12 protein-coding genes are annotated in these 15,094 nt (G+C 73.0%); 6 read left to right on the forward strand and 6 right to left on the reverse strand.

What is annotated here, in order from left to right; genetic code table 11:
* Positions 1-11 precede the first annotated feature (11 nt).
* Positions 12-599, forward strand: a complete 588-nt coding sequence (locus ACQBJO_RS01345; protein ID WP_255185081.1) for a helix-turn-helix transcriptional regulator — start codon at positions 12-14, stop codon at positions 597-599.
* 10 nt (positions 600-609) lie between these two features.
* On the opposite strand, the gene ACQBJO_RS01350 is transcribed toward ACQBJO_RS01345, so the two are convergent.
* Positions 610-807 (reverse strand): DUF3073 domain-containing protein, encoded by a 198-nt coding sequence (locus ACQBJO_RS01350; RefSeq protein WP_421008040.1) that lies wholly within the window; start codon positions 805-807, stop codon positions 610-612.
* 202 nt (positions 808-1,009) lie between these two features.
* Between ACQBJO_RS01350 and ACQBJO_RS01355 the strand changes: the two genes are divergently transcribed.
* A complete protein-coding gene (locus ACQBJO_RS01355; protein ID WP_421008041.1) occupies positions 1,010-2,152 on the forward strand; it encodes a glycosyltransferase in 1,143 nt (380 codons plus the stop codon).
* 75 nt (positions 2,153-2,227) lie between these two features.
* Here the strand turns inward: ACQBJO_RS01355 and ACQBJO_RS01360 are convergent, their stop codons facing one another.
* Genes ACQBJO_RS01360 through ACQBJO_RS01370 form a run of 3 tightly spaced genes read right to left on the reverse strand, consistent with a single transcriptional unit; the run spans position 2,228 to position 6,124 of the window.
* Positions 2,228-3,979: an ATP-binding cassette domain-containing protein gene (locus tag ACQBJO_RS01360; RefSeq protein ID WP_421008042.1), complete on the reverse strand. Its 1,752-nt coding sequence runs from the start codon at positions 3,977-3,979 to the stop codon at positions 2,228-2,230.
* Positions 3,972-4,871, reverse strand: a complete 900-nt coding sequence (locus ACQBJO_RS01365; RefSeq protein WP_255185084.1) for an ABC transporter permease — start codon at positions 4,869-4,871, stop codon at positions 3,972-3,974. The genes ACQBJO_RS01360 and ACQBJO_RS01365 overlap by 8 nt, the downstream gene beginning before the upstream one ends.
* Complete coding sequence (locus tag ACQBJO_RS01370; protein WP_421008043.1) at positions 4,868-6,124, reverse strand: nucleotide sugar dehydrogenase; 1,257 nt, start codon at positions 6,122-6,124, stop codon at positions 4,868-4,870. The genes ACQBJO_RS01365 and ACQBJO_RS01370 overlap by 4 nt, the downstream gene beginning before the upstream one ends.
* 125 nt (positions 6,125-6,249) lie before the next feature.
* Between ACQBJO_RS01370 and ACQBJO_RS01375 the strand changes: the two genes are divergently transcribed.
* Entirely contained in the window at positions 6,250-7,686 is a 1,437-nt protein-coding gene (locus ACQBJO_RS01375; RefSeq protein ID WP_421008044.1) for a hypothetical protein, read from the forward strand.
* Positions 7,687-7,768: 82 nt separating this feature from the next.
* On the opposite strand, the gene ACQBJO_RS01380 is transcribed toward ACQBJO_RS01375, so the two are convergent.
* A complete protein-coding gene (locus ACQBJO_RS01380) occupies positions 7,769-8,308 on the reverse strand; it encodes a hypothetical protein (protein WP_255185087.1) in 540 nt (179 codons plus the stop codon).
* A 33-nt stretch (positions 8,309-8,341) separates the two neighbouring features.
* Here ACQBJO_RS01380 and ACQBJO_RS01385 point away from each other — a divergent pair, with 33 nt between their 5' ends.
* The 3 genes from ACQBJO_RS01385 to ACQBJO_RS01395 all read left to right on the forward strand — a co-directional run bounded on the left by ACQBJO_RS01385 (position 8,342) and on the right by ACQBJO_RS01395 (position 12,830).
* Positions 8,342-9,478, forward strand: a complete 1,137-nt coding sequence (locus tag ACQBJO_RS01385) for a glycosyltransferase (RefSeq protein ID WP_255185088.1) — start codon at positions 8,342-8,344, stop codon at positions 9,476-9,478.
* Between the two features lie 110 nt (positions 9,479-9,588).
* The gene (gene wecB, locus ACQBJO_RS01390; RefSeq protein ID WP_255185089.1) at positions 9,589-10,689 is read left to right on the forward strand and encodes a non-hydrolyzing UDP-N-acetylglucosamine 2-epimerase; all 1,101 of its coding nucleotides are present in this window, start codon (positions 9,589-9,591) and stop codon (positions 10,687-10,689) included.
* Entirely contained in the window at positions 10,686-12,830 is a 2,145-nt protein-coding gene (locus tag ACQBJO_RS01395; RefSeq protein ID WP_421008045.1) for an acyltransferase family protein, read from the forward strand. The genes wecB and ACQBJO_RS01395 overlap by 4 nt, the downstream gene beginning before the upstream one ends.
* A gap of 69 nt (positions 12,831-12,899) precedes the next feature.
* On the opposite strand, the gene ACQBJO_RS01400 is transcribed toward ACQBJO_RS01395, so the two are convergent.
* A complete protein-coding gene (locus ACQBJO_RS01400; protein WP_421008046.1) occupies positions 12,900-15,056 on the reverse strand; it encodes a glycosyltransferase family 4 protein in 2,157 nt (718 codons plus the stop codon).
* Positions 15,057-15,094: the final 38 nt, after the last annotated feature.

Genomic DNA, 15,094 nt, shown 5'->3' on the forward strand with positions numbered 1-15,094 from the left:
TACGGGTCCTCGTGGCCGACGCCGACGAGCGTCGCCGCCAGGCCCTCGTCGCCGTCCTGGCCGCAGAGCCGGACCTCGACCTGCTCACCCCTGCCGCGACGGTCCACGAGATCGCCTCGACGCCCGACGTCGACGTCGTCGTGCTGCTCGGGGACCTCGGGCATGCGCAGGGCCCGGTCGGTCTGCTGCGTGGTGTGCGGGCGCCCGAGCGGCCCGCGTGGGTGGTCCTCACCGAGGAGACCCACCTCGCCGACGAGGTCATCACCGCAGGAGCGCACGGCTGCCTCGCGGAGTCGAGCACGCCGGTGCAGATCGGTGCCGCGCTGCGGGCTGCCGCCCGGGGTGACGTCGCCGAGCTCGACCAGCCGACGACCGGCCCGCTCGTGCAGCGGGTGCGGCGCGAGGCGCCGCCGCTGACGGAGCGGGAGGTCGAGGTGCTGCGGCTCGTCGACGCGGGCCTGGGCAACCAGGAGATCGCCGAGCGGCTCTACCTCAGCCTCTCGAGCGTGAAGTCACACCTGTCCCACACGTACGGTCGTCTCGGGGTGCGGCGCCGTGAGGCGGCTGCCGCGGAGGCGCGTCGTCAGGGGTTGATCTGACCCCGGAGCGTCACCGCTCGGGGGTGCTCCAGGCGTCGTAGTCGTCGTCATCCGCCTCGTCGACGTCGTCGCGCGTGGCGCGTCGCGTCGGCTGGTTGGACTGACCGTGAAGTTCCGCCTCCAGCGCTCGCAGGTCGGTGTCCGGCGAGTAGTACTTCAGCTCGCGGGCAACCTTGGTCTGCTTCGCCTTCGCTCGGCCGCGCCCCATGGCGTGACCCCCTCATTACGCTAGTGCGGGTCGGCGCTGATCCTCCCGCCGCCCCGTGGGGACGGCAGAACTACCAGAGCGGACCCGGATCTGTGTGGTTTCTCGTGAGGTCAACGGTACATGGTCCACGGCTGTTCCGTCCCATCGGTCCAGCGCGGCGAGACGTAGGATCGGCCCGGACGGCACGACGACAGGAGCTGACGTGAGCGGGACCACCGCGGGGACCCCCCTTCGCGCCCTCGTCGTCACCGTCGTGCACCACCCGCAGGACTCCCGGATCCGCCATCGCGAGATCTCCGCGCTGCTCGCGGCGGGCTGGCAGGTCACCTATCTCGCCCCCTTCGTCGCCCACGACCTGGCCGTGCCCGCACCGGCCGACGGCCTGACCTGCCGAGACCTGCCCCGCGCCGCCGGCCGGGACCGGTTGACCGCGGCCCGGGCCGCCCGCACGGCCGTGCGACGGCTCGCTCCCGACCACGACGTCGTCCTCGTCCACGACCCCGAGCTCGTGCCCGCCCTCGCCGGGCTGGGGCTGCGCCACCTCGTCTGGGACGTCCACGAGGACCCCGCCGGCGCCCTCGTCGTCAAGGACTGGCTGCCGGCCCCCCTGCGGCGTCCCGTGGCCGCCGCCTGGCGCGGCGCCGAGCGACTCGTCGAGCGCCGGCACCCGCTGCTGCTCGCCGAGCACGCCTACGCGGGGCGCTTCCGCCGCGAGCACACCGTCGTGCCCAATGCCGTCGTCGTGCCCGAGACGGTCCCTCCGGCCGGGGGCGCGCGCCTGGTGCACGTCGGCAACCTGACGACCGCCCGTGGCAGCGAGGCGATGGTCGAGGTGGCGCGGCGGGCGCATGCCGGGTCCGACGGGGCGATCACGCTCGAGGTCGTCGGCCCGGCCCGTGACGAGGCCTCGCGGGCGGCGATGGAGGCCGGGGTCGCCGAGGGGATCGTCGTGTGGCACGGCTTCCAGCCCGCCGAGCGGGCGATGGCGACCATCGACGGCGCCCTCGCCGGGCTCGCGCTGCTGCGCGACCTGCCCAACTACCGCGGCTCGATGCCGACAAAGGTCGTCGAGTACCTCGCCCACGGCGTCCCTGCCGTCACGACGCCCCTGCCGCTGGCCCGCGAGCTCGTCGAGGAGTCCGGGGGAGGTCTCGTCGTGCCCTTCGAGGACGTGCAGGCGGCCGCCGATGCCGTGCTTCGCCTGTGGCGGACGCCGGAGGAGGCCGCGGCGAAGGGGCGCCGCGGTCGTGAGCTCGTGCGCGAGCGCTACGACTGGGCGAAGGGAGGCGCCGCCTTCGTCGCGGCCCTCACCGAGGTCGCCGCCGCCCGCTCCCCCCGGCGCTGACGCGGGGCCTGCGCCGCGGGTCGATGTGCGCGGGTGCGTCCCAGCGCACCGTCGTACATCGACCCGGCGTGGGAGTCAGGCCTCGGAGGACGACGCGGGGACGAGCTCGCCGAGCTCGGCCCGCAGGGCAGGGGAGAGCCCGTCGATCGTGCCGGCGAGGCCGATCTCGGTCGGGGCGAGGCGCTCGAGGGTGCGCCTGACCGCCGCCGGGACCCGGTCGCTGCGCAGGAGCAGCAGCGGGCTGCCGGTGTGCGCCGCGGCGACGACCGCGCTGAGCGTCTCGACCCCCGTCGTGTGTGCCGAGACGAGGACCGTGCCACCGGTCGGCGCGTCGGCGTAGAGGCCCGCGGCGAGGGCCATCGGGCCCTCGGTCGGCCCGAAGGTCACCTCGGCGCCGGTCGCCTCCTGCAGGCGCTGGACGACGTCGAGCGACCAGTCCTCCTCGTTGCCGTCGAGCATGAGTCGCTCGGGCGCGAGGTCGGCGAGGGCACTCACGAGCTCGTCGGGCACGTGGGTCTCCTCGCACACGACGACCGCCCGACCGCTCTCGGCGGCCATCTGCGAGATCGCGGGGGCGCGGCCACCGCTCGCCGGGAGGGTCACGTGGACGACCTCTCGGTCGCGCGGCGGGAAGTCGCGCAGCAGCCGGGCCGAGGTGATGGCGGGGTCGTCCTCGCCGATGCGCTCGACCGGCCGGCCGAGCATGTCCTCGAGACGGTCGGCCGTCGACGCCGCGACGAGGTCCTCGCCACCGACGACGACGACGCGCTGCGGGTCGAGCCGGCGCATCTCGTCACGGGTGGCCGAGGGCACCGAGCCGGGGCGTACCCACAGCAGCGGCCAGCCCAGCCGTGCCGCGATCGGCGCGACGACGCGGGCCGTGGCGACCTTGTGCACGCTGACGACGAAGGCGCCGTCGACGCCGGGCTCCCAGGTGTGCCGGGTGAGCGAGGTGGCGACGTCGACCCGCGAGTCGCCACCGAACCGCCGGGTGCCCGGCACCTCGGGCTCCGTCGGGGTGGCCGCCCGCTTCTTGGCGCGCTTGGGCAGGGTCTCCTCGTAGAGCGGCAGGACCTCCTCGGTCGGGCCGTCGGCGATGAGCCGACCCTGGTCCATCCACAGCACGCGGTCGCAGATCTGCCGGATGTTGCCGTTGGAGTGCGAGACGAGGAAGACCGTGCCGGCCTGCTCGCGGATCGCCGCGATCCGCTCGGCGCTCTTGGCGCGGAAGTCGGCGTCACCGGTCGCGAGCGCCTCGTCGATCATCAGCACGTCAGGGGCCGCCGCGGTCGAGATCGCGAAGCGCAGCCGCGCGCCCATGCCGGAGGAGTAGGTGCTCATCGGCAGGTAGACCGCGTCGCCGATGCCGGAGAACTCGACGATGTCGTCGAAGCGCTCGCGGATCTCGTCGCGGGTCAGGCCGAGCGCCTGGGCGCCGACGTAGATGTTGCGCTCGCCGCTCAGCTTGCTCATGAGGACGGCATTGACCCCCAGCAGCGAGGGCTCACCGGCCACCCACAGGCGGCCGGACGACGGGGGGATCAGCCCGGCGACCGCACGCAGCAGCGTGGACTTGCCGGAGCCGTTGCGGCCGATGATGCCGATGGACTCGCCGTGCCGGGCGACGAAGCTGACGTCCTTGACCGCGTGCACCTCGCGCACCCGCGGCTCACGGCGCCCGACGAGGTCCTTGAGCGAGCGCGACTCGCCCTGCCCGGAGGGGCTGCCCATGCGGCCACCGCCGTAGACGGCGTACTTGACGTCGAGGTGGCTGACGACGACCGTCGGGTCGCCGATCGTCACCTGCTCGGGTGCCTGCTCAGCCACGGCCGTACCTCGCCTCGTCGCGCCAGAAGACGAGCAGCCCGATGACGGGCAGGGCGATCGCCCAGGCGGCCATCATCAGCCAGTCACGCGCGATGATGCTCTCGTCTCCGAGCAGCGACTGCCGGCCGATGTTGAGCATGAGCGCGAAGGGCTGGTAGATCAGGACGTTGCCGACGGCGTCCGGCAGGTTCTGCGCGTAGTGCACGACGGGGAAGAAGACGCCCGACACGTAGCGCAGCAGCCGCACGACGACCGGGATGAGGTTGCCCAGGTCGCGCGAGGCGTTGACCAGCCGCGCGGCCATCATGGCCAGGCCCGACAGGGCCAGGGCCTGCATGACCACGGCGACGGGGAAGAGGAGCCACTCCCACGTCGGCCGCTCCCCGGTGAAGAGCATGAGCGCGAGGATCAGCCCGAGCGCGGGCAGCAGCGCGATGAGCTCGGTGAGGGTGATCGAGATCGGCAGGATCGCCCGGGGGAAGTGCAGCGCCCGCACGATCGACAGGTTGCCCGTGATCGCCTTGGCGCCGCGGGTGACGACCGTCGACGTGAAGGAGAACATCACGACGCCGATCGCGAGGAAGCCGACGAAGTTGTCGACCCCCCGGCTCGTCTTGAGCAGCAGACCGAAGATCGCGTAGTAGCTCAGGATCAGGAAGAGCGGGTTGAGCACCGCCCAGACCTGACCGAGGTGGTTGTCCTCGTTCTTCGCGTACGACTGCGCCGACGACAGGGTCCAGACGAAGGACCGCCGCCGCCAGATGTCCGCGACGTACTGGCGCAGCGGCGGACGCTCGCTGAGCGTCCGCAGCCCGTGCCTGGCCGCGAGCTCCGCGGCCTCGTCGGTGGAGAGAGCCGGGGGGAGGGGGGCCCGCGAGGGGGCCTCCGTCACAGGCGCTCGACCTTGTCGCTGTCGGCCGCCACGCCGCGGGTGTCGAAGAAGCGCTGGGCCTTGCTCGCCAGGTCCTCGACGTCGAAGGACTTGTGGTTCTGGACGAGGACCGTCAGGTCCGCGGCGGCCACGGCGGCGTCGAGGTCGTCGGCGCGGGTCGCCTCGGGCACAGCCTTCCAGTCCTCGACCTTGGCGTCGAAGTACTGGACGCTCGCCCCCTTCGCGATCAGCTGCTGGGCCAGCGGGACCGCCGGCGACTCGCGCTGGTCGGCGATGTCGGGCTTGTAGGTGACACCGAGGAGCAGGACGGTCGAACCGCGCAGCGACTTGCTGTCCTCGTTGAGGATGTTCTGCGCCCGCTGCACGACGTAGGCCGGCATCGTCGAGTTGATCTCCTGGGCCAGCTCGACGAAGCGGAAGGGGTAGCCCAGCTTGGCGCGCACGTTGTACGACAGGTAGTTGGGGTCGATCGGGATGCAGTGACCGCCGACGCCGGGGCCGGGGTAGAAGGCCTGGAAGCCGAAGGGCTTGGTCTTGGCCGCCGCGATGACGTCCCACAGGTCGATGTCGAGGTCGTGGCAGAAGCGCGCCATCTCGTTGACCAGGGCGATGTTGATGTGGCGGTAGGTGTTCTCGAGCAGCTTGGCCGTCTCGGCCTCGCGGGTGCCCTTGGCGCGCACGACGGTGTCGACGAACTGGCCGTAGAAGGCCGCGGCCGCGTCACCGCAGGCCGGGGTGTGGCCGCCGACGACCTTGGGGGTGTTCTTGGCGCCGAACTGCTCGTTGCCCGGGTCGATGCGCTCGGGGGAGAAGGCGAGGAAGAAGTCCTTGCCGGCGACGAGGCCGCCGGCCTCGAGGACCGGGCGCACGACCTCGTCGGTCGTGCCCGGGTAGGTCGTCGACTCGAGGATGATCGTCTGACCGGGCTGCACGTGCTCGCTGATCGTCTTGACCGCGGAGTTGATCGGGCCGAGGTCGGGGCCGCCGTCCTCCGAGAGGGGGGTCGGCACGCAGATGACGATGGTCTTGACCTCGTCGAGGCGGGCCGGGTCGGTGGTCGCCTCGAAGCCGGCGTCGATCATCGCGCGGATGTCGTCGTCCGAGAGGTCGTCGATGTGGGAGACGCCCGAGTTCAGCGCGTCGACGACGCCCTGGTTGATGTCGAAGCCGAGGACCTTGACCCCGACCTTGGAGGCCTCCTGGGCCAGGGGAAGTCCGACATATCCCTGGCCGATGATCGCGACGTCCGCCACTGTGCATCCTTCTCGTTGTCGTGCTCCCCGGGGTTCCAGGGGGCAACCGGGTCTCCGGTGGCTGGCGCGATCATACCGGCCGGCCCTGTCGGGACGATGACCATCGCCGCCATACAGTGGGCCGCATGTCGCAGCGCCTCCCTGTCCTGCTCGTGACGAGCAACGGCGTGGGGATGGGCCACCTCACCCGGCAGCTCACCGTCGCGCTCAGCGCGCCGGACACGCTCGACCCCGTCCTGATGTCCCTCTCGGGGGCCCTGCCGACGGTCCGCACCGCCGTCGCGGCCGGACGCCTGCCGGAGCTGGCCGGGGTGCGCACGGAGTACTGCCCCAGCCGCAAGAGCGGATGGCTGCCGAAGGGGGGTCCCTCCCGGCGGCTGCGAGAGCTGCACCCCGCCTACGGTTGGGAGCCGTACTTCGCCGACCGGCTGCGGGCGCTCGTCGCCGAGACCGGCGCCCGCCTCGTCCTCTTCGACGGCGTCGTCCCCTATGCCGGGCTGCGGGCCGCCCGCGAGCAGCTGGCGGGCACCCCCTTCGTCTGGATGCGGCGGGGGATGTGGCGTGCCGGCGTCGGCGACGAGTGGCTCGCCCACGCCGGGATCTTCGACCTCGTCGTCGAGCCGGGGGACTTCGCCGCGGCCGGTGACCGCGGGCCGACCGCCGCCCGCGACGACGCGACCCGGGTGGCTCCGATCTCGATCGCCGACGCGATCGAGCGGCACGACCGCGCGCAGGCGCGGGCCGCGCTCGGGCTCGACCCCGACCGGCCGGCGCTGCTGCTCACCCCCGGCACCGGTGCCCTCGAGGACGTCGCGAGCCCTGTGCGGGTGGCGCTCGACGTGCTGCGCAGCACCGCTCCCGAGTGGCAGGTCGCCGTGACGAGCCCGGCCCTGGCCCGCCACGGGATCGGGAGCGAAGGCGAGGACGTGCACCTGCTCACCGACACCTATCCGCTCGCGCGCTCGCTCGCGGCCTTCGACGGGGCGGTGAGCGCCGCGGGCTACAACTCCGTGCACGAGCTGCTCGGCGCGAGGATCCCGACCGTCCTCGTCCCCGGCCAGTCGCTGGGCACCGACGACCAGCCCGGCCGTGCGGCGACGCTCGCCGCTGCGGGCGCCTGCCTGAGCGTCGACCCCGGTGACGCCGAGGGGATGCGGGCGGCTGTGACCCGCCTGCTCGACCCGGCTGCGGCGGCCGAGCTGCGGGATGCCTGTGCGCAGCTGCCGGCGACGACGGGCGGGGCCGAGACGGCCCGGCTGCTCGTCGACCTCGCCGCTACCGCGCCCGTGCCGGCCGGTCTGGCCGCCGGTGCCCCGTGGGGGCCGCCGGCGTGGCGCCGGGCGCTGCCCGACCCGCGCACGCGGGTGGAGGTCGTGGGCGAGCGCGTCGGCGCGGGAGCCAGCGCGACTGCGCGGGGCCGCCGCCCGCTCCGGATCACCGAGGACCTGCCCGCGCACCGGGTGGGCGACGAGCCGGTCGAGCACCTCGTCGAGGGGGCGTCGGCGGACTACCGCGCGGCTCGCGCCGACATCCTGCGCTGGATCTACCGCCCCGGCCGCTGAACTCTGCAAAACCCTAGGGTCTTGCAAGGTTGGCCGCCCTGAACTCTGCAAAACCCTAGGGTTTTGCAGAGTTGGGGCCGGGCTAGCGGCCCGGGCGCTGACGCAGCCGGACGGCCTCGCGGCGCACCCGACCGGCGCGGCGCCGGGCGAGCCCGAGGAGGACGGCCGGCGTGCTGTGCGCCCGCCCGACCGCGCGGGCGTCGGGTGCTGAACCGATGCCGACGACCGCGCCGTCGACCCAGACCCGCCACCGCCCGGCGGCCGGGTCGTGGAGCGCGGTCGGCCCGTCGAGGTGGACCGCGCCGGAGGCCTCGGCGAGGCGGCGGTCGAGACCGGGGGCGTCGGCGACGAGCTCGTCGATCTCGACGCCGTGCCGCATCGCGGCCACGAGCAGCTCGGTCCGCGCGAGGTAGCAGGGGCCCGCGTCGCTGTGCACCCGCACGAGCCGGCGGTGCGGGCGGTGCAGCACGCGCAGCAGCCGCTCGGGCGCACCCTCGAGCAGCTGCGCGCCCGACCGGTGGACGAGCACGGCCTCGGCCGAGCCGATCGCCTCCTCGAGGCGGTCGGCGGCATCGGGGGCGTCGGCGTCGACGACGGCGCACGACGGGGGGTGAGCGGGCATGCCAGCAGGATAGTGACGACTAGCGTGGGGGCCATGACGACGCACGCGAGCGCCCCCGCCGCCGGGGACACCCCCGTCGGCCGGGTGCCCGGGCCCGACAGCGACCGGCGCGCGCACCTCGACCTGGCCCAGAGCGGCTGGACCCTCACCAGCCCGTGGCGTCGCCCCCTTCGAGGGACGTGGGAGCGACCCGAGGCGCTCGCCGACGGCCTCGCCCGGCTCGACCACGTGCACGCCCTGACCGTCGACGCGGAGCCCGCCGGCCCCTCGCCCGACGCGGCGACGACCGCGGCCCTCGCCGACTTCGTCACCCGGGCGATCGCCCGCGGGACCTTCGTCGTGGGCGACCTGCCCGCCGTCGTGGCCCGCCGCGTCCACGCCGTCGTGCCCGGCGCCGCGCACGGACGGCCGGGGGACCTCGGCTTCGACGTCGCGTCGGTCCGCCAGCGCCGGCAGGTGCTCGCCCCGCTCGCCGACCACGCGCTCGCCCCGAGCACCTCGGTGCTGCTCGCCACCCGCCGGCCGCACCTGCTCGGCGCGATCGGCGCGATGATCCGGGCCCAGACGCTGCCGCCCGCCGAGGTCGTCGTCGCGGTCCACGGCGGCGACCCCGACGACCTGCCGACGCCCGACCTCGGCGACATCGCCGTCACCGTCGTCGCCGCGCCGGGGGACCGCAGCCTCGGCCACGCCTTGCAGCTGGCCGCCGACGCCGCGAGCGGGCAGCTGCTGACGAAGATGGACGACGACGACCACTACGGGCCCGACCACCTGCTCGACCTGGCCATCGCGCGCCGGGTCTCCGGGGCGCCCGTCGTCGGCAAGAGCAGCACCGTCGTGCACGTCGAGGCCCTCGACACCACCGTGCGCCGCGTCATCGGCACCCCCGAGTCGGCGGTGCACCGGGTGGCCGGCGGCACGATCCTCGTCGGGGCCGACGAGCTGCGTGACCTCGGCGGCTGGGCCGACGTCCCCCGCGCCGTCGACAGCGCCCTCATGCGGGCGGCCACCGCCGCCGGCGCGATGATCTACCGCCCCCACGACATCGGCTACGTCTACGTGCGGCACGCCGGCGACGGTCACACGTGGTCCGCCGACGCGGGGCACTTCCTCGCCAATGCCCGCGAGCAGTGGCTCGGGCTGCTGCGCCACCCCGACTTCGGGACCTGAGCGAAGGGGGGCGCGCCCCCTTCGCCCGGCCACGGCGTGTGGATCATGGGCCGTCCACCGGCCCGTGACACACTGACTGGCTGTAATCCCCCCGAGAGCGAAGGGCTGACATGGCTCCCCTTGTTGTGCACGTCACCGGTGCGCGCCCCAACTTCCCCAAGGCCGCCCCGGTCCTCGAGGCCCTGGCCGCCTACGACGTCGAGCAGCTGCTCGTGCACACGGGTCAGCACTACGACGACAAGATGTCGGACGTCTTCTTCCGCCAGCTCGGCATCCCGAAGCCCGACGTCAACCTCGGTGTCGGCTCCGGCGCGCACGGCGCGCAGACGGCCAAGGTGATGATCGCCCTCGAGGAGCTCTTCACCGAGCGCCGCCCCGACCTCGTCGTCGTCTACGGCGACGTCAACTCGACGGTCGCCGCGGCCCTCGTCGCGAGCAAGCTCGGCATCACCTTCGCCCACGTCGAGGCGGGCCTGCGCTCCTTCGACATGACGATGCCGGAGGAGATCAACCGGCTCGTCACCGACAAGCTCTCGGACCTGCTCCTCACGACGAGCACCGACGCCATCGGCCACCTCGGCAACGAGGGCACCGACCCCGACAAGATCCACTTCGTCGGCAACCCGATGATCGACACCCTCCTGAAGAACAAGCCCCGCTTCGACGCCGACGCGGTGCGCCAGGAGGTCGGCATCGAGGGCGACTACATCGTCGCCACGCTCCACCGCCCGGGCAATGTCGACGACCCGGAGGACGTCAAGGCGCTCGTCGCCGCGATGCACGCCGTCGCCGACCAGGCGCAGGTCGTCATCCCGCTGCACCCGCGCGGGCGCGCCCGCCTCGAGGAGGCCGGCTTCCTCGACCACCCGGGCATGCGCGTCATCGACCCGCTCGGCTACATCGAGTTCATGGGCCTGGTCCGCGGTGCGGCCGCGGTCGTCACCGACTCCGGCGGCGTGCAGGAGGAGACGACGATCCTCGGCGTCCCGTGCCTCACCCTGCGCCCCAACACCGAGCGCCCGGTGACGATCACCCACGGCACCAACCAGCTCGTCACCCGCGAGACCCTCTCCGAGCGGGTCTCCGAGGTCCTCGCGACCGGCCCGCTCCAGGAGTGGGACACCCCGCCGCTGTGGGACGGCCACGCCGGCGAGCGGATCGCCAAGGTCCTCGCCAGCTCGGTGGGGGCGACCCGACGGGGCGACGCGTGACCGCTGGGACCGGGGACACCTCCCTGCAGTCGGAGGTCACCGAGGCAGAGGCCGGGGCCAAGGAGGCCGCGGCCGAGGCGCACCACGGGGCGAAGGGGAAGAAGAACCTCCGTGGCGACATCGAGGGCCTGCGGGCCGTCGCCGTCGGCACCGTCCTGATCTACCACGTCGGCATCCCCTTCCTGCCCGGCGGCTTCGTCGGCGTCGACATCTTCTTCGTCATCTCCGGCTTCCTCATCACCTCGCTGCTGCTGCGCGAGACGGTGAAGACCGGCACGATCTCGATCGCCGACTTCTACGCCCGCCGGGCCCGGCGGCTCCTGCCGGCCGCCTCGGTCGTGCTCATCGTCACGGCCCTGCTCGGCTGGGCGCTGCTGCCCGGACCGGACCGGCTCAACCTCGGCGCCGACGTCATCGCCGCGACCTTCTACGTCATCAACTGGGCGTTGGCCCTGAGGTCGGTCGACTACCTCGCGGAGGACGCCGCACCCTCGGCGCTGCAGCACTACTGGTCGCTGTCGGTCGAGGAGCAGTTCTACGTCGTCTGGCCGCTCATCATCATCGTCGGCCTCATGGTGGCGCGCCGGACCCGGATGCGGCCCAAGCCGCTGCTCTTCGGTGTGCTCGCCGTCATCGCCGCGGCCTCGCTCGTCTACTCGGTGCTGCACACCAAGAGCGACCCGGCGACGGCCTACTTCTACACGACGACCCGGGTGTGGGAGCTCGCCATCGGCGCGCTCCTGGCCTTCCTCGTCCTGCGGCTGACGCGACTGCCCCGCCTGGCGGCCGAGCTGCTCGCGGGCGCCGGCCTGCTGCTCGTGCTGTGGTCGGCCTTCTTCCTCACCTCCAAGACCCCGTGGCCGAGCGCGTGGGCGCTCGCCCCGACGGTCGGCGCGGCGCTGATCATCGCGGCCGGCTGCGCCACCCAGGCCACCGCCACCGCGCGGCTGCTCAGCCTCAAGCCGATGGTGTGGATCGGCGGCATCTCCTATGCGATCTACCTGTGGCACTGGCCGCTCATCACCATCGCCAAGACCGCCTGGCCCGAGGTGCGCATCCGCCACCTCGTGCTCATCGGCATCGTCTCGGTCGTCCTCGCCTGGCTGACCAAGCACCTCGTCGAGGACCCGGTGCGCTTCCACCCCGGCCTGAGCGCCAAGGCATCGCGGGGCCTGCTCTTCGGCCTGGCGTCGATGATCGTCACCGCGCTCGTCGGCACCGCCGTGTGGGCCACCGTGCCGAAGCTCGACGAGGACGCCAAGGTGCCCGGGGCGACCGCCCTGGTCGCCGACCCGTCGAGCGACGTGTGGAAGGTCCGCGAGGACGCGAGCAAGGTCTTCGCGAGCTCGGGCACGACGACGCCGGACCCGGCCGTCGCGCCCGAGGACGTGCCCCGCTACTACGACGACGACTGCCAGGTGCAGCCCGGCGACGCCGATGTCGACACCTCGTGCGTCTACGGCAAGACCGACGGCGACCAGACGATCGCCATGCTCGGCGACTCCAAGATGGGCCAGTGGTTCCCGGCCGTCGAGGCGATCGCCCACGACGAGGGCTGGCGCGTCGAGCTCTACCTCAAGTCCGCGTGCTCCTTCACCTACGACGGTGCCCGCAGCGACTGCGAGGAGTTCGGCCGCAATGCCAACAAGCACTTCGACGAGGAGGGCGCACCCGACGTCGCGCTCGTCTCCGGTGGTGCCGGCAGCTCGCCCTCCCTGCGCAAGGGCATGACCGAGGCCATCTCGGAGCTCAAGGCCAAGGGCACCAAGGTGGTCGTCCTCTCCGACAGCCCCCGCCCGGGCAAGGAGCAGGTCTACACCTGCGTCGAGGAGCACCCCGACGACTTCTCCACGTGCGCCTTCCCGGCGGACGAGGACAACGGTCGCAAGGGCCGCGGCACCAAGGCGCTGCAGGAGTCGGCCACCGCCGCCGACGTCCCCTTCGTCGACCTCAACGAGTGGATCTGCCCGCCCGGCAAGGAGTGCCCGCCGGTCATCGGCGACTCGCTCGTCTACCGCCAGGGCAGCCACGTGACGGCGACCTACATCCGCACCCTGACGCCCATGCTCTACCGGGCGCTGGCGGCGGAGGACCTCACGTCGAAGAACTCCGACGAGATCTCCGTCAAGGACATCCCCTAGCAGCACCAGCACGACGAAGGGGGGCGCTCACCGCGAGGTGAGCGCCCCCCTTCGTCATGGGCGCAGCGGTCAGCCGAGGAGGCGGTGGTAGGCCTCGTCGGCGATCTTGGTGACGTCGCTCCAGTCCCGCTCGGCGAGGACCCACTCGCGGGCCTGGCGGCCCATCCGCTCGCGCAGCTGCGGGTCGTCGAGATAGCGGGCGATCTGCCGGGCGAAGTCCTGCGAGCTGCCCTTCTCGAAGACCAGGCCGCGCTCGTCGGGCTTGACGATCTCGGTCAGGGCGGCGACGGAGCTCGAGATGCACGCCTTGCCCATGGCCATCGACTCGAAGGGCTTGATCGGGCTGATCAGCTCGCACACCGGCAGCGGCAGGCGCGGGAAGGGCGTGATCTGGAAGATCGACAGGTAGCGCGCGACCTCCTCGTGCGGCACGCGGCCGGTGAAGGTCACGACGTCGAGGACGTCGAGCTCGCGGGCCATCCGGTGCAGCTGACCTTCGAAGTGCCCGTCGCCGACGACGATGACCGCGAAGTCGTCGCGGGTCTTCTTCAGCTCCGCGGCGGCGAGCAGCAGCAGGTCGAGGCCCTCGTAGTCGACGAGGCCGCCGGCGTAGCCGATGACCGTCTTGCCCCGCAGGCCGAGCTCGTCGATGAGCGCCTCGTCGGGCTGCCGGGGCTCGAACTGCGCCGTGTGGACGCCGTTGGGCAGCACGGCGATCCGGTCCGCGGGGCCGCCGCGACGGATCATCTCCTCGCGCAGCGCCTCGGTGATGACGAAGGTGAGGTCGGCGTTCTGGACGATGTGCAGCTCGAGCCCGGTCATGTAGCGGTAGGCGTCGGTGCGGCCGAACTCGGGATTGCGCGAGATCTTCATCAGGTCCTCGAGACCGCGCATCTCGTAGACGAAGGGGATGCCCAGCCGGCGAGCGGCACGCAGGCCGGCGAGGCCGTTGTTCTGGAAGCTGCTCGCGTGGATCAGGCCGGCGCGGTGGTCGCGGGCGACCTCCTCGAGGCGCTCGGCGAAGCGCTCGATGTAGCCGGCCATCGGGGTGGTCCGGTACTCGCGCTCGCCCGGCTCGAGCAGGCGGCGGTAGGTCATCGTGTCGACGACGTCGAAGGGCTCGACCTCGCGCTTGTCGCCCTGGCCCCAGAAGTCGTAGGGGAAGCCGAGGCGGGTCGCGGCGAGCATGTCCCAGCCCAGGCCCTGCAGGCCGGTGAGGATGCCGTGGCTGCGGGTCGCGTAGCCGCCGGAGCGGTGCGGGAGCGACTGCGCGAGCACGGAGAGCACGGCGCGCGGGTTGGGCTCGTAGGAGCGCTCCTGCGCCTCGTCGACGGGCCAGCCGGTGGCGCCGATGTGGATCTGGTCGGAGACCTGCGCGTGGGTCTCGCGCGCCTTCTTGTGGCCGAGCTCGATGAGGCGGCCGGAGATGACCTGCGCGGTGTCGAGCCACCCGGCGCGCGCGGCCCGCTGGGCCAGCGAGTGCGAGGTCTTGTTGGGCACGACGGTGATCGTCTCGAGGTCGGCCTCGCGGTAGAGCTCGCGCAGCTCGTCCCAGCCCTTGAGCTTGCCGAGGGCGCGGGTCGCGGAGCGGAAGCCGGCCTTGCCGGTGCGCCCGACCTCGAGCGCGGTGGCCCGCTGGGCGTCCTCGTCGCCGGCGGCGCGGATCTGCGTCTCGGTGCGGATGAGGTCGAGGGAGTGGGTCGTGTGGTTGACCCGCCAGGTGTCGACGTTGGCGATGAAGGCCTCGGCCTGGGCGACGTCGCGCGAGGTGTACCAGCCGAGGAGGCGCTCGGCGTCCTTGGTCGTGCGGGGCGTCGTGCTCTCGGCGAGGTCGTTGACCCGCCGGAGCAGGTCCTTGTGGTTGGCCCGCGTGGCGACGGCCATGGCCAGGCCGAGGGCCTCGGCGTCGGGGTTGCGCTCCAGGGTGGCCCAGGCCTCCTGGACGGCCTCGTCGATCGCGCCGAGCGACATGTGCGACCACGCGCGCAGACCGTGGCCGGTCGCGCCGAGTGCCGACTCGGGCACCCGGGAGAGCAGTCGCAGTCCCTGGTCGAAGGCCCGGGCGTCGAGGATGAGCAGGCGCGCCTGGGCGAAGATGGCGCGCTTGCCGACCGAGCCGCCCTGGTTGGGCAGGGTCGCCAGCGGGTCGAGGCGCACCCGCCGCACGACGGCGCGGGCGGCGCGCTTGCCCTGGGCGCGGGCGGCGTTCTTGTCGATGGGGGCCAATGGGGGTCCTTGTCGTCGTCGGGGCGTGGGGGACGCCG

Source organism: Janibacter zhangyanbonis, from assembly GCF_050507325.1.
In the GTDB taxonomy this organism is placed as follows: domain Bacteria; phylum Actinomycetota; class Actinomycetes; order Actinomycetales; family Dermatophilaceae; genus Janibacter.